The 13,980-nt window shown below is 58.0% G+C and carries 12 protein-coding genes; 5 read left to right on the forward strand and 7 right to left on the reverse strand.

Annotation, left to right across the window (positions count from 1 at the left end; translation table 11 throughout):
* Nucleotides 1-3 precede the first annotated feature (3 nt).
* Entirely contained in the window at nucleotides 4-1,803 is a 1,800-nt protein-coding gene (locus tag ACWFTY_RS02965) for an SLC13 family permease (protein WP_447525910.1), read from the forward strand.
* 72 nt (nucleotides 1,804-1,875) lie between these two features.
* Nucleotides 1,876-3,114 (forward strand): dicarboxylate/amino acid:cation symporter, encoded by a 1,239-nt coding sequence (locus ACWFTY_RS02970; protein WP_447525911.1) that lies wholly within the window; start codon nucleotides 1,876-1,878, stop codon nucleotides 3,112-3,114.
* A gap of 52 nt (nucleotides 3,115-3,166) precedes the next feature.
* On the opposite strand, the gene ACWFTY_RS02975 is transcribed toward ACWFTY_RS02970, so the two are convergent.
* The 6 genes from ACWFTY_RS02975 to ACWFTY_RS03000 all read right to left on the reverse strand — a co-directional run bounded on the left by ACWFTY_RS02975 (nucleotide 3,167) and on the right by ACWFTY_RS03000 (nucleotide 10,330).
* Nucleotides 3,167-4,453 (reverse strand): dicarboxylate/amino acid:cation symporter, encoded by a 1,287-nt coding sequence (locus tag ACWFTY_RS02975; RefSeq protein ID WP_447525912.1) that lies wholly within the window; start codon nucleotides 4,451-4,453, stop codon nucleotides 3,167-3,169.
* Between the two features lie 97 nt (nucleotides 4,454-4,550).
* Nucleotides 4,551-5,840: an adenylosuccinate synthase gene (locus ACWFTY_RS02980; RefSeq protein WP_447525913.1), complete on the reverse strand. Its 1,290-nt coding sequence runs from the start codon at nucleotides 5,838-5,840 to the stop codon at nucleotides 4,551-4,553.
* Nucleotides 5,841-5,852: 12 nt separating this feature from the next.
* Nucleotides 5,853-6,968, reverse strand: coding sequence for an ATP phosphoribosyltransferase regulatory subunit (locus ACWFTY_RS02985; protein ID WP_447525914.1), 1,116 nt, complete (start codon nucleotides 6,966-6,968; stop codon nucleotides 5,853-5,855).
* A gap of 65 nt (nucleotides 6,969-7,033) precedes the next feature.
* The gene (gene serA, locus ACWFTY_RS02990; RefSeq protein ID WP_447525915.1) at nucleotides 7,034-8,617 is read right to left on the reverse strand and encodes a phosphoglycerate dehydrogenase; all 1,584 of its coding nucleotides are present in this window, start codon (nucleotides 8,615-8,617) and stop codon (nucleotides 7,034-7,036) included.
* Nucleotides 8,618-8,730: 113 nt separating this feature from the next.
* Nucleotides 8,731-9,903, reverse strand: a complete 1,173-nt coding sequence (locus ACWFTY_RS02995) for a phosphoserine transaminase (RefSeq protein WP_447525916.1) — start codon at nucleotides 9,901-9,903, stop codon at nucleotides 8,731-8,733.
* Nucleotides 9,904-10,018: 115 nt separating this feature from the next.
* Nucleotides 10,019-10,330, reverse strand: coding sequence for a PepSY domain-containing protein (locus ACWFTY_RS03000; RefSeq protein ID WP_447525917.1), 312 nt, complete (start codon nucleotides 10,328-10,330; stop codon nucleotides 10,019-10,021).
* A 253-nt stretch (nucleotides 10,331-10,583) separates the two neighbouring features.
* Between ACWFTY_RS03000 and ACWFTY_RS03005 the strand changes: the two genes are divergently transcribed.
* Nucleotides 10,584-11,261, forward strand: a complete 678-nt coding sequence (locus ACWFTY_RS03005) for an extensin-like domain-containing protein (RefSeq protein WP_447525918.1) — start codon at nucleotides 10,584-10,586, stop codon at nucleotides 11,259-11,261.
* 49 nt (nucleotides 11,262-11,310) lie between these two features.
* Complete coding sequence (locus ACWFTY_RS03010; protein ID WP_447525919.1) at nucleotides 11,311-12,180, forward strand: LOG family protein; 870 nt, start codon at nucleotides 11,311-11,313, stop codon at nucleotides 12,178-12,180.
* Nucleotides 12,181-12,214: 34 nt separating this feature from the next.
* Here ACWFTY_RS03010 and ACWFTY_RS03015 read toward each other — a convergent pair whose 3' ends face one another.
* Nucleotides 12,215-12,844 (reverse strand): c-type cytochrome, encoded by a 630-nt coding sequence (locus ACWFTY_RS03015; protein WP_447525920.1) that lies wholly within the window; start codon nucleotides 12,842-12,844, stop codon nucleotides 12,215-12,217.
* A gap of 211 nt (nucleotides 12,845-13,055) precedes the next feature.
* Between ACWFTY_RS03015 and ACWFTY_RS03020 the strand changes: the two genes are divergently transcribed.
* The gene (locus tag ACWFTY_RS03020; protein WP_447525921.1) at nucleotides 13,056-13,955 is read left to right on the forward strand and encodes a prephenate dehydratase; all 900 of its coding nucleotides are present in this window, start codon (nucleotides 13,056-13,058) and stop codon (nucleotides 13,953-13,955) included.
* The last annotated feature ends 25 nt before the right edge of the window (nucleotides 13,956-13,980 follow it).

The raw sequence follows: 13,980 nt of genomic DNA on the forward strand, positions 1-13,980 counted from the left end.
TCCATGATCGACCTTATTCTTCATATCATCGATGAATATATCCAGGCAAACAAGGCGATCATCGGGCTTGTGATCCTGGTGTTTCTGTTCGCCGGATTCATCATGGAGCGCTTTCCCGCCGCGGTGGTCGCGGTGCTCGGTGCCTGTATGTTCCTGTTTCTCGGGATCATCGATTCCGATGGCCTGTTTTCGGTCTTCTCCAACACGGCGCCGATCACCATTGCCGCGATGTTCATCCTGTCGGGTGCGCTTCTACGCACCGGCACCATAGATGCCATTGCCGGTTTCATCATCAAGCGCGCAAAGCGACGACCCAAGCTGGCGGTCGCGGAGATGTTTCTCGGGGCGTTTGTTGCTTCTGCCTTCATGAACAACACGCCGGTGGTGATCGTTCTGATTCCGATCATCCTGCGTCTCTCGCGGGCGACCGGCTTCTCGTCCAAGAAACTGCTCATCCCGCTGAGCTTCATCTGCATATTGGGTGGCACGACCACGCTGATCGGTACCTCGACCAACCTGATCGTCGATGCGGTCGCGCGCGATCAGGGGTTGGCCGGCTTCGGTATATTCGAAATCACGCCTTACGGACTGATCGCAGCGGTTGCCGGGACAATCATGATGGTATTGTTCAGTAGCTGGCTGCTGCCGAGTGGCGATGTCAGAGGCCAGTTTGACAGCAGTGACGAAAGCGCTTTTCTGACCGAACTGACGGTCCGTCGCAAGGCGTCGGTGATCGACAAGAAGCTTTCCGCCGTCCCCGAACTGCGCCGGGCAGGGCTGGAGGTCACGGCCGTCAAGCGGTTGAGCAGTTACATCCGCCATGACCTCGATTTTCATGAACTTCGGGCAGGCGACCGGATTGTTGTACAACTGGATCTCGCCGAACTGATCTCGCTGCGCGAATCAGAAGATTTCAAAGTCGGCATAGTTCACAAGGGCGACGCCGGGCCGTTGGGCGAAGAACTGGTCGAGGCCACGGTGGCACCGAGCCATCCCAGCATCGGTAACCGGCTATATGACATTCCCTTCCTGTCGCAGCTCGATGTCCGGATATTGGGCATGACCCGTTATCGCAATCTGCCACGCTCTGATCTGACCAATGCACGCATTCACGCGGCCGACCGGTTGCTGGTGACCGGTTCCAGCGAAGATATCCACCGCATGTATCAAAATCCCAATTTATTCGGGGTAGGGCAAACGAAGATTCGTGCTTTTCGCAGAGACAGGGCGCCGATTGCTATCGGGGCTCTCGTCGCAGTGGTGGTTCTCGCCGCACTCAATGTGATCCCGCTGGCGGTCGCCGCTATCCTCGCGGTCGGCGCTATCCTGCTGGCGCGCTGTATTGACGCCGAGGAAGCCTGGGGATCGATCGACGGCAATGTATTGGTGCTTATATTCGGGATGCTCGCGGTCGGTCTGGGCCTGCAGCAGGCCGGCAGTGTCGACCTGCTCGTTTCCGAACTGACGCCCTTTTTGCGGGAAGTGCCGCCCTGGGGACTGGTATTTGCTATATATGTCCTATCGGTGATCATGACCGAGATTGTGACAAACAATGCGGTCGCCATCATAATTACACCGATTGCCATCGCGCTGGGCAATGATCTGGGTGTCGATCCACGGCCTCTGGTCATCGCGGTCATGTTTGCGGCTTCCGCCAGCTTTGCCACGCCGATCGGCTATCAAACCAACACGCTGGTGTACGCGGCGGGCAATTACCGGTTCACCGATTTTTTCAAGGCCGGCATTCCGCTGACCTTTGGTGTCGGACTGTCAACCTGTCTCGCAATCAGCTTCTGGATGTAGTTCAGCCCTAAAGGCTTGCCGCGCTCTCCTGCTGACGATAGGCTTGGGCCGGGAAAATACGGGGAACATTACATGCTGGCATTCTGGTTCAAGATTCCGCTTTGGCAACGGGTGATCGCGGCACTTGTTCTGGGTGTCATCACCGGCCTGATCTGGGGGCCTGAATCCGAAACCATCAAATGGATCGGCGATTTCTTCATCAAGGCGATCAAGATGCTGGTCGTCCCGCTGATCTTCTTCTCGCTGGTGGCCGGCGTGGCGGCGCTCGGAGATCTCAAAAAACTGGGCAGCGTTGGTGGACGGGCGATGATTCTGTTCGTGATTACCGGACAGATTGCGGCCTGGCTGGGACTCGCGCTCGGCACATTTTTCAAACCGGGGTACGGCGTTGATACCGATGCCATTGAAATGGGGCCTACGCCTGCACCCAATGATGCGACCGCCGTCGATATGATCCTCTCTATCGTGCCCGACAGTCCGGTGCAGGTGATGGCCGATGTTCGCGTATTGCCGCTGATCGTCTTCGCTCTGCTGATCGGCATCGGCATATTGATGGCCAAGGAAGACGGCAAGCCGCTGGCGAAGATTTTTGATAGCGGTGCTATTGTGATGCAGAAAGTCACGATGATCGTGATGGAACTGACACCTTTTGGCGTGTTCGCGCTGATGGCATGGGTGGCCGGTACGCTGGGTACTGACGCCTTGATCTCGCTGGCGCAACTGGTCGGGCTCAACTATCTCGGTTGCCTGCTGATTATCGGCATCGTCTATTCGGGGATGATCAAGTTCGTCGCCAAATTGCCGGTGATCGACTTCTTCCGCGGTATCGTGGATGCGATTGCGGTCAGCTATTCCACAGCTTCCTCGAACGCGACCCTGCCGGTGACCCTGCGCTGTGTGGAACGCAATCTTGGTGTCAGCAACTCGGTCGCGAGTTTTGTCGTGTCGCTCGGCGCGACAATCAACATGAACGGCACCGCCATGTATCTGGGTTTGGCCACCTTGTTCGGCGCCCAGATATTCGGCGTTGATTTGAGCTGGGGCGACTATCTGCTGATCTCGATCACCTCGACATTGGGTGCAATTGGCGCCGCCGGTATTCCCGGTGCGGGCTTGATTATGATGGCATTGGTCTTCGGCAGCGTCGGCGTCCCGCTCGAAACCATCGCCTTTGTCGCTGGCGTCGACCGGATCATGGATATGATGCGGACGACCACCAATGTCTCCGGTGATGCCGCTGTTGCGGTGACGGTGGCGGCGATGACCGGCGAGATCGACCGTGAGGAAATGATCTCGGCGGACGATGTCTAGGTAAGACTTGCCGTTGTAATATGGTCTGACCCGATAACCGAACCAGAATGATTCAGGTGAGCGCCTTTTTCATCAGCACCGCCGCTGTGACATCGCCGGTCACGTTCACAACGGTTCGGGACATGTCCAGCAGCCTATCAACGCCAAGAATGATAACCAGTCCAGAAGCCGGTATGCCGAAGCCAGCTGCCACGCTCGCCAGTATCGCAATGCTGACGCCGGGCGTTCCTGGTGCTCCGATTGATGACGCCACCAGAGTACCGACCAGCAGCAATGTTTCCGCGAGACTTAAGTCGACGCCCGATATTTGCGCCAGAAACAATATGGCAATGCTTTGATAGAGAGCGGTGCCCGCCATGTTCATGGTCGCACCGAGCGGAACCACCAGGTTCGCTACATCGTCCGGCACATGCAACCGGCGTGCGGTCTGGATCGTGCTCGGCATGACCGCAGATGAACTGGACGTGGAAAATGCCAGTAGCAGGTTCGGGCCGGCTATTTTGAAAAAGGAACGGAATTCAAGCCCGCCGATCAGCTTCAGCAGCAAGGCATAGATCAGGAAGAGAAGCGCCAGCCCGAGGAGGACCGTGCCGACATAGTTGAGCAGGCCGAGCAACGAATTCGGCCCGATCTGGATCATCAGCTGTGCCATCAACCCGAAAACGGCGAGCGGAGATAACAGCATCGCCCATTTCACGATTGTCATGGAAATGGACATCAGTGAATCGAGCACGGAGAGGAGAGGTTCCGCCTTCTCTCGTTGAATCTGGCTGGCGGCAACCCCGGTTAGCACTGCAAGAATCACGATTGCCAGCAAATCGCCCTGGATTACGGAAGCGGCCGGATTGGTAGGCAGAACGCCGGCGACCAGATCCGGTAATCTGGAGATGTCGAACATCTGAACATCGGCCTGAACCGCTTCTACCGGCATTTCGAGTCCGGTACCCGGCTCGAACAGGCGAGCCAGATAAATGCCGATCCAGGCGGCAGCGAAGGTGGTCGAGATGATGAACAGTCCGAGCCGGACGCCCAGCTTTCGCATCGCCTGATTTGAAGGGGCACCGGCAAGTCCGCTGACGATGGATGCGAAAACCAAGGGCACCAGAACGATCGCGATCAGGCCGAGAAAAAGCTGGCCGGGCAGGGCAAGCCAGTCTCCGATCATATTGGCCGTAGAAATCGGGACCAGTCCGGCGGTCGGGCCCAGCAGCATGCCGGTGCCGATGCCGATCACCATCGCGATGAGCACTTGTGCCCAAAGTCGTGAGCGGGCCCAGATCCGCAATTTGGTACTCTGCTGAATCAGATGGGTCAGTTCCGAACTGGTTTCGTCTAACATAAGGATATATTCACTGGCACAATGCCCGACTTCTGCCGGTTTCCGTCTTCATGACAACGATGCATCCAGAATCCTCGCTCGAGATAAAGCGGCAGCTTCAATCCGCGAATGGATCCGTCACCAATATCGTATCTTCGCGCTCCGGCGAAGTCGACACCAGAGCCACCGGGCACTGGATCAACTCTTCGACCCGCCTGATATATTTGATCGCCTGCGCCGGCAGGTCGGCCCAACTGCGGGCACCGGCGGTGGTTTCGTTCCAGCCTTCCAGCGTCTCGTAAACCGGTTTAACCGCTGCCTGATCCTGATGATGCGGTGGCAGATAGTCATAAGTCACGCCGTCGAGTTCATAGCCGACGCAGATTTTCAGCTCTTCGAAGCCGTCCAGCACGTCCAGCTTGGTCAGGGCAATGCCGGCCACTCCGGATACGGCCAGAGCTTGCCGCACCAGAACCGCATCGAACCAGCCGCAGCGCCGCTGGCGACCGGTGACGGTACCGAATTCATGGCCGCGATCGCCAAGCCGCTGACCAATATCGTCATCCAGCTCGGTCGGGAAAGGACCGGAACCCACGCGCGTTGTATAAGCCTTTGTAATCCCGAGCACATAGCCGGTTCCCGAAGGCCCAATGCCGGAGCCGCCCGCAGCGGTACCGGAAATCGTATTGGAGCTTGTAACAAACGGATAGGTACCATGATCGACATCGAGCAACACGCCCTGTGCGCCCTCGAACAAGATTCTCTTGCCGTCGCGGCGCGCTTCATTGAGCCGTTTCCAGACAGGCTGGGCATATTGCAGAACACTGTCGGCAATTTCCTTCAGGTCATTCAGCAGCCGCTCGCGATCAACCGGTGGTTCGCCAAAGCCGGCGCGGAGCGCGTCATGATGTGCGCACAGCCGGTCAAGCTGTGGTCCCAGATCGTCGAGATGGGCGAGATCGCAAACGCGAATCGCGCGGCGACCGACCTTGTCTTCATAGGCCGGGCCAATGCCGCGCCGGGTGGTGCCGATCTTGCCCTTGCCGCTGGCATCTTCCCGCATCGCGTCGAGATCGCGGTGGATCGGCAGGATCAGCGGGCAGGTTTCGGCGATACCAAAATTATCGGTATTGATTGCTACGCCCTGGCTCGTCAGCTTGGCGATTTCTTCGCGCAAATGCCATGGATCGAGTACGACGCCGTTGCCGATAATCGACAATGCACCGCGGACGATGCCCGAGGGGAGCAGGGACAGCTTGTAGACCGCGCCATCGACGACGAGCGTATGGCCGGCGTTATGACCGCCTTGAAAGCGGACCACGACATCGGCGCGTTCGGACAGCCAGTCGACAATCTTGCCTTTGCCTTCATCACCCCATTGTGCGCCGATTACCGTTACATTGGCCATTGAATCACTTTCTTATAATGGTTCCGGCTGATCGCCGTTCAAAATGTGGGAACAACCAAGTGCTTCGGCCTGGTCAGTGTCTGACAGGGCCGCCACTGTGCGCCAGCCCTCTTCTCTTAACGCTGCTGCGGCTGAGCGGTCGTGGCCAAGGGGCAGAAAGATCTGGTCGCTCGCCTTTGCTCCAAAACCAGCCTCGATTAACGGATTGGGATAAAGTGAAAAGCCGACAGCTTTCTCGGATCCACCATCCGCGCTCATGATTTCGTAGCTGCCGCCGCGACCCAATGCGCCGATGAATGTATCGGCATAAAGTGTGAAGCCGAACCAGTTCTGATATTCAAAGCCGTGTCGTTCGGTCGGATCAAGTGTCAGGCTGGCTTTGCCCCGGATGCTTTCAGCGATCTGGGAAACGCCATCGAGCCGAGACTCGAGTCGGCCACCCGTGTCGAATTTGCGCAATTTCGCCATTGCCTCGTCGAACGGGCCTGTCGCCTCGATCAGCGGGAGATAGCCGGTTGCGCCAATAGCGCTCAGGCCGCCGGCATCCTTCATATCCAGTTCGCCGCGCACTTCGGTGATCTGTGTCTCGTTCAATGGTAACGGGCCTGCCGCCAATATGTCGATCAGGTCGGGCATGGTGAAGTCGACTGTGATGCCGGAGACGCCCGCGCGTTCCAGCGCTTCAATCGCAACCGAGACAATTTCGCTGGCGGCTATGACGCTATCACTGCCGATGAGTTCCGCGCCAATCTGCAACCGGCTACGTTCTGGCTGCAATTGACCTGAGCGCAGTTTCAAAACCTGGCCGGAATAGCTCAACCTTAGTGGACGCGGCCGGTCGGCGAGACTGGTCGTTGCAATTCGACCGATCTGTACAGTCATGTCGGGGCGTAGCGCCAAGGTGCGTTGAGAAATCGGATCGACCAGGCGCATCAGGTCGTTACGGGAAGCCCCCTGCATCCGCTCGGTCAGGCCATCTTCATATTCGGCGAGCGGTGGCGTTACCCGGGCATAGCCATGGCTGGCCAGTGTATCGAGAACATCGCGTTCCAGTCGCGATGCCGCCTCGGCATAAGGCGGCAGCGCGTCGTGGAACCCTTCGGGCAAGAGATTGGATGGCTTTTGCATGGCCCTGCTCCATAGCCCAAGCAACCGCTCAGGCCATCCTTTTTCTTTGCTACGTTGCTACAGAATTAAAACTTCAATGCCTTGACCGTCTTCACGCCTTCCAGCTGACAAACGGACCATAAAACTGGCTCTTCCACCGGCGAATCGATCGAAAGCAGCAATACCGCTTCACCGCCCGGCGCATCGCTGCGACGACCAAGGTGGAACGTGCCGATGTTTACGCCCGCTTCACCAAGCGTCGAACCGACGCGGCCGATAAAGCCTGGCTCGTCCCGGTTGACGATATAGAGCATGTCGCCTTCCATATCGGCTTCAACCTTGATGCCGAACATCTCGACCAGTCGTGGTCCGGAAGATCCGAACAAGGTGCCGGCAACCGATTTTTCGCCTTCGTCGGTTGTCACCGATACCCGAACCAGCGTGTGATAGTCGCCTTCGCGCTCATGGCGAATCTCGCGGACGTCGAGGCCGCGTTCTTTCGCCAGATAGGGTGCGTTGACCATGTTGACGGTGTCGCTATAGGCCCGCATCAGACCGGCCAGCACTGCGGCTGTAATCGGCTTCTGGTCCAGTTCGGCTGCTGCGCCTTCCACTTCAACGGCAACGCCCTTGATCTGGTCGGCTGCCAGCTGGCCGACGAGAGAGCCGAGCTGCGTCGCAAGCGCCATATAGGGCCTCAGCTTCGGCGCCTGTTCCGCCGAGAGGCTGGGCATGTTGAGCGCGTTTTCGACGCCGCCATTGACCAGATAATCGGCCATTTGTTCGGCTACCTGGATCGCTACATTCACCTGTGCTTCGCTGGTCGACGCGCCCAGATGCGGTGTGCAAATCAGGTTCGGCGTACCGAACAACGCGTTCTCTTTCGCAGGTTCCTGTGCATAGACGTCCAGCGCAGCACCGGCAACATGGCCGGATTCAAGTGCTTCTTTCAAAGCCACCTCGTCGATCAGGCCACCGCGTGCGCAGTTGATGATCCGGACACCGGGCTTTGTTTTGGCAAGGGCTTCAGCCGATAGAATATTGCGCGTCTGGTCGGTGAGCGGCGTGTGCATGGTGATGAAGTCAGCACGGGCGAGGAGGTCATCAAGCGAGACTTTTTCGACACCCATTTCCACCGCGCGCTCTTCGGTCAGGAATGGATCATAAGCGACAACTTTCATCCGCAAACCGATCGCGCGTTCCGCAACAATCGAACCGATATTGCCGGCGCCGATCAGGCCAAGCGTCTTGCTGGTCAGTTCCACGCCCATGAATTTGGATTTTTCCCATTTGCCGGCCTGGGTAGAGGCATCGGCCGAAGGAAGCTGGCGGGCGAGAGCGAACATAAGCGCGATCGCATGCTCCGCGGTAGTGATGCTGTTGCCGAATGGCGTGTTCATGACCACGACACCCTTGGCAGAAGCGGCCGGGATATCGACATTGTCGACACCGATACCGGCACGGCCAACCACTTTCAGGTTGGTTGCGGCTGCCAATATTTCGGGTGTGACGGTGGTCGAAGAACGAATGGCGAGGCCATCATATTCGCCGATGATCTTGATCAGCTCTTCCGGCGTCAGTCCGGTGATTTCGTCAACTTCACATCCCCGTTCGCGGAAAATCTCGGCGGCTTTCGGGTCCATTTTATCGGATATAAGTACTTTTGGCATATCTTGGATTCCTTGTTGGGATCGTCAGGCCAGCGCAGGGCGGCCTCCGAACCAATGCCGGCATATCTCGGACATTGGCGTGGGCCCCGGCCTTGGCCGGGGCGACACATATATTAGGAAATTTCGGCTTTCACCTGAGCATAGGCCCATTCGATCCAGAGCAGCAGACGGCGAACGTCTTCCTGCTCGACGGTCGAACCGCACCAGATGCGCAGCGAAGGCGGCGCATCACGATAGCCATTGAAATCATACGCAATGTCCATTTTCTCGAGCATCGCGGCAATTTTCTTCGGCACGGAGGCTTTGGCATCGTCGCTCAGACCTTCATACCAGTCGCCCTGGAACACCATGCAGACGCCGGTGTTGGTCCATTTGGCCGGATCGCTGACCATATTGCGCATCCACGGCGTGGCTTCGAGCCAGTCGTGAACGGTTTTGGCGTTGCGGTCAGCGCGGGCGTGCAGTTCGGACAGGCCACCGATCGACTTTGCCCATTCGAGCGCAGCGATATAATCTTCGGTCGCGAGCATCGAAGGCGTATTGATCGTAGCCCCTTGAAAAATCGCGGTGTTGAGCTTGTCGCCTTTCTTCACGCGGAAGATTTTCGGCAGCGGCCAGGACGGGGTGTAGCTTTCAATCCGTTCGACGGCGCGCGGGCTGAGGATCAGCATGCCGTGAGCGGCTTCTGATCCCATGACCTTCTGCCAGCTAAAGGTGGTTGCATCGAGTTTGGACCAGTCCATCGGCTGGGCAAAGACGGCGCTGGTCGCGTCGTTGATGGTGACACCTTCACGGTCGGCGGCAATCCAGTCGGTATCGGGAATTCTTGCGCCCGAGGTCGTGCCGTTCCAGGTGAAGACAACATCATCACCCTTGTCGATCGTGGTCAGGTCGGGAATTTCGCCATAATCGGCTTCAAGGACGGTCAGATTGGCAGGCTTGAGCTGCTTTACAGCGTCCTGAATCCAGACATTGCCAAAGCTTTCCCACGCAGCAACGGTAACCGGACGGGCACCCAGCATATTCCACATCGCCAGTTCGACGGCTCCGGTATCGGAAGCCGGCACAATGCCGATCAGATAGTCGTCCGGGATGCCGAGCAGTTCGCGGCTCAGATCAATGGCATATTTCAGCCGAGCTTTACCGGTGGCGCTGCGATGCGAGCGACCCATGGCGATGGTGTTGATTTTGTCGAGGGACCAGCCGGGGAATTTGGCTGTAGGGCCCGAAGAAAAATTCGGGCAGTCAGGACGCAATTCTGGCGTCGGTACATTAGTATCAGTCATTTAAACGCTTCTCCTTACAGAGAGCTCGCGCGGCGTTGGGACCGCGTGGCCCGGCGCCGCTTTGTCTTGTGCGCCGCAGCATGTCAAGCGTGATCTTGGTTGCGGATGAAACCGGCTATTTCTTCTGGAAAAGAATCTTGCCGCGCTTTGAAACCAGCAGTTTTTCTAATGATACCGGGTTAAAATAGGCCTCTACGCGATCACCTTCGGGGGTGGTGCCGTAGACTTCATAGCAGCCGCCATCGACTTTGGATTTTTTGACTGTCCAGCCCTGCTTGACCAACGCGGCTTCCAGCTCTGTGCGGGTTTTCCAGCCGGATTCCGGTCCGGCGTCGCATGTCATCTTGCCGGTGGCGAGGGCAGGGGATGACAGGCCTGCAGTGGCAACTAGAGCAGCTGCGGCGGCGGTTATTACGGTATATTTCATCTTCATTGTCTCCAAGTCTTATCGGTTTTCAGCGATTCGCACTGCTGGCTTCTGTCCTGCTATTTGCCATAAAATCTAAAGCCTCGCACGACAGAAAGAACATGGGCTGATCATGGGTTTTGTAGACGCGATGGTCTAGTATAAATTTGTAGTAATTTGTCGCATCCATCGCGTCAGGTCGTCGGTAAGATTTCATTTACCATGAGTTTCAGTCTGGATTTAACCATCTTCTGTCATTGCGTCCGTCATGGATATGAAATCGAATATTGGACGTCGCGGGCGGGCCATAGGAGTTTTGGGTCTCGGCTCGTTGATGCTTAGCGCTTGCGGGGCAATTCCGGTAGGCAGCAGTGGTCAATCGCCGCGGCCACAGGCCTCGGCTGGTCTGGGATCTTTCGATCCCACACCCTCCGCCCGCCAGTGTTTCAGCGATCTTGGCAAGGCGAACGTCCGCTTCTCTCCCTTGCCCAACCGTCAGTTCAGCGGCGGGTGCAGCCAGATCGACAGTATCAAGCTGCTCGATGTCGGTGCTGATGTCACCAATCTCGGTCCGGTCAAATGCGAACTGGCCGGCAAATTTGCCGCCTGGACCGAATATGCCGTCAAACGCGCGGCCCGCAAATATCTCGGCAGCGACCTCAAGCGGATCGAGACCATGGGCAGCTATAGTTGCCGCAATATCGCCGGGTCGGGCAAATTGTCGCAGCACGCGCACGCCAATGCGATCGACGTTTCCGCTTTCGTACTCACCGACGGTCGCCGGATAACGGTCGAGAATAACTGGAAAAGCGGCCGTCGGGAAATGCAGTTCCTCGCCGCGATCCATGACAGCGCCTGCAAGCGCTTTGGCACCGTTCTCAGTCCCAATTACAATGCAGCGCACCGCGACCATTTCCATCTCGACATGAGTGGAAACGGATATTGTCGATAGGACCATAAGGCCACTGGCCAGTCACAAATCTATGCTTTAGGGCTAGGGCATGACCAATAAAGATCTCCACGACCGCCGCTTTTACCGTGCCAAGCAGGAAGCCGAATTTGCCGAAAAGGCCCATTTGGAAACGGCGCAGACCCGGGACCCGGCCTACCGGTTGGCATTTCAGGATACCGAATTCCTGCTCCGCGAGGAGTTGCGGCCCGTCCGCTTCCAACTGGAACTGCTCAAGCCGGAAATGCTGCTCGACGAAGCCGGCATAGGCTCGACCCTGGTGATGTACGGGTCGGCTCGGATTCCGGAGCCGGACAAGGCCGATGCGCTGATCGAGGCGGCGGTTGACGACGAATCGCGCAGAATTGCCGAGCGGTTGAAAGAGAAAGCCAAATATTATGATGAGGCCCGCAATCTGGCGCGGCTGGCCAGCGCCTGCGGCATTGCAGAAAATGGCAAACGCGATTTTGTTGTCTGCTCCGGCGGTGGCCCTTCGATCATGGAGGCGGCCAATCGCGGCGCTGCCGATGCCGGCGAGGAGTCGATCGGGCTCAATATCGTCCTGCCGCACGAACAGGCGCCCAATGAATATGTCACGCCGTCGCTAAGTTTCCAGTTCCACTATTTCGCGCTGCGCAAGATGCACTTCCTGCTGCGAGCCAGAGCGGTCGCGGTTTTTCCGGGCGGCTTCGGCACGCTGGATGAATTTCTAGAGCTGGTCACTTTGGTGCAGACCGGCAAGATGGAGAAGCTGCCGATCTTGCTGTTCGGCAAGGATTTCTGGAATCGCGTGATCAACTTCGACGCATTGGCCGACGAAGGCACGATCAGCCGCAAGGACCTCGAGCTGTTCCAGTTTGTCGAAACTGCAGGCGAGGCCTGGGATATTATCCAGCAATTTTACGGGCTGGATTGCGACTAGCCCATTCAGGCTGCCGGGCAATCCGGGCTTCGTCTTATTCTTCAGCTGCCGCTGCGTCCGCTTCAACCGCTTCCTGGGCTTCTGCATCAACGCCAGCTTCTGCTTCTGCTTCGTCTGCCGCAGGCTCTTCGGCCACCGGTGCAGCCGGGAGCGGAATGTTAGACCCCTGCGCATTCAGATAGACCATGAGATTGGCGCGGTCTTCAGCCTTGCCGAGGCCGGCAAAGGTCATCTTCGTACCATTGGCATATTTGCGCGGCGAGGTCAGCCAGGCGTCCATGCTCGTCCAGTCCCAGTTGCCGGGAACGCTTTTCAGCGCGTCGCTATAGGCAAAGCCGGCGACATGGCCGTGTGGCTTGCCCATGGAAGCATAAAGGTTCGGACCGATGCCATTGGCACCGCCCTGGTTGATCGTGTGGCAGGCTGCGCATTTGGCAAAGACCTTTTCACCGGCAGCGGCATCGGCTGTCTGCAACAGGGTCTCGATCGACGGGCCCGCATCAGCAGCGCCACCGGAGGATTCAACACCTTCGATCACATAGCCCATGACTTCGGGACGTTCGTGCTTGCCGGCGTGGAAATATTTTCCGCTGACAATGGAAAAGCCGAGGGCAGCGATGCCGCCAGCCAGGACCCAACCTGCGATGGTGTTATTGTTGCTCATATTGTCTCTCAAACCCCTGAGTGAGCGGCGGCCAAGGGCCTGCCAAATTTGTGCTGTCTGTAAAGAGAGCAACGGACCAACGCAAGGCCTCAATTGCCGTAAATTATGCTACGGCCCATGCGAAATGTACACCCCCCTGACGGGCGGGCCACTTCCCTCTTGCCCCGCTGCATCCGGTTCGACTATCGCAGCAGCGTAAAAGAGGGACGAGATGGACAGTTTTCCGAAAAACGCATTGGGCATGGTCCGCAAAATGACCGAAAAAGGCGCTGAAAAGCCGGAAAAGGCGATTGCCTTTCAGGGCGCGCCCGGTGCCAACTCCCATCTCGCCGCGCTCGACTATGCGCCGGACGGCCTGCCGGTTCCCTGCTTCGCCTTCGAGGATGCGATCGATGCGGTGAAGCATGGCACGGCGGGTAGCGCGATCATTCCGATCGAAAATTCTCTCAACGGCCGGGTCGCCGATATCCATTTTCTGCTCCCCGAATCGGGCCTGCATATCGTCGACGAATATTTCATGCAGATCAGCCATTGCCTGATGGCGCGATCGGCTGATGCCGAGATCCGCACAGCGATGAGCCATCCGCAGGCGCTCGGCCAGTGTCGCCACTATCTCCGCAAGCGCGGGATCATTCCCGTGGCCTATGCCGATACCGCCGCCGCCGCCGCCTTCGTTGCCCAGCAGGATGATCCGCATGCCGCTGCCATCGCGCCCAAGCTTGCCGCGCAAATTTACGGCCTGCAGCCGATCGCCGATGCGATCGAGGATGCGCCGGACAATATCACCCGTTTTGTCGTGCTCGCTCCGGAAGCGGCGATACCCGAACCCAATGGGCCGGTGATGACGACCTTCATTTTCGAGGTCAAAAATATTCCAGCGGCGCTCTACAAGGCGCTCGGCAGCTTCGCGACCAATGGCGTCAACATGACCAAGCTGGAAAGCTACCAGCAGGGCAGCAGCTTCGCCGCCACCGAATTTTTCGCCGATATCGAGGGCGCACCCGGCGATCCGGCGATTGACCGGGCGCTCGCCGAACTCGGCTTCCACTGCAACAGCGTGCGGATACTCGGCACCTATCGGCAGGCGCGGCCGCGGACGGTCATCGCCTAGCCGGCTTGCCCTGGCGTACCGTTTC

It is taken from the genome of Parasphingorhabdus sp. NYA22 (assembly GCF_976973735.1).

What these genes read in the sequence shown, in the direction of transcription:
- ACWFTY_RS02965 (WP_447525910.1), top strand. Translation starts at nt 4, where the DNA reads ATGATCGACCTTATTCTTCATATCATCGATGAATATATCCAGGCAAAC.
- ACWFTY_RS02970 (WP_447525911.1), top strand. Translation starts at nt 1,876, where the DNA reads ATGCTGGCATTCTGGTTCAAGATTCCGCTTTGGCAACGGGTGATCGCG.
- ACWFTY_RS02975 (WP_447525912.1), bottom strand. Translation starts at nt 4,453, where the DNA reads ATGTTAGACGAAACCAGTTCGGAACTGACCCATCTGATTCAGCAGAGT.
- ACWFTY_RS02980 (WP_447525913.1), bottom strand. Translation starts at nt 5,840, where the DNA reads ATGGCCAATGTAACGGTAATCGGCGCACAATGGGGTGATGAAGGCAAA.
- ACWFTY_RS02985 (WP_447525914.1), bottom strand. Translation starts at nt 6,968, where the DNA reads ATGCAAAAGCCATCCAATCTCTTGCCCGAAGGGTTCCACGACGCGCTG.
- serA (WP_447525915.1), bottom strand. Translation starts at nt 8,617, where the DNA reads ATGCCAAAAGTACTTATATCCGATAAAATGGACCCGAAAGCCGCCGAG.
- ACWFTY_RS02995 (WP_447525916.1), bottom strand. Translation starts at nt 9,903, where the DNA reads ATGACTGATACTAATGTACCGACGCCAGAATTGCGTCCTGACTGCCCG.
- ACWFTY_RS03000 (WP_447525917.1), bottom strand. Translation starts at nt 10,330, where the DNA reads ATGAAATATACCGTAATAACCGCCGCCGCAGCTGCTCTAGTTGCCACT.
- ACWFTY_RS03005 (WP_447525918.1), top strand. Translation starts at nt 10,584, where the DNA reads ATGAAATCGAATATTGGACGTCGCGGGCGGGCCATAGGAGTTTTGGGT.
- ACWFTY_RS03010 (WP_447525919.1), top strand. Translation starts at nt 11,311, where the DNA reads ATGACCAATAAAGATCTCCACGACCGCCGCTTTTACCGTGCCAAGCAG.
- ACWFTY_RS03015 (WP_447525920.1), bottom strand. Translation starts at nt 12,844, where the DNA reads ATGAGCAACAATAACACCATCGCAGGTTGGGTCCTGGCTGGCGGCATC.
- ACWFTY_RS03020 (WP_447525921.1), top strand. Translation starts at nt 13,056, where the DNA reads ATGGACAGTTTTCCGAAAAACGCATTGGGCATGGTCCGCAAAATGACC.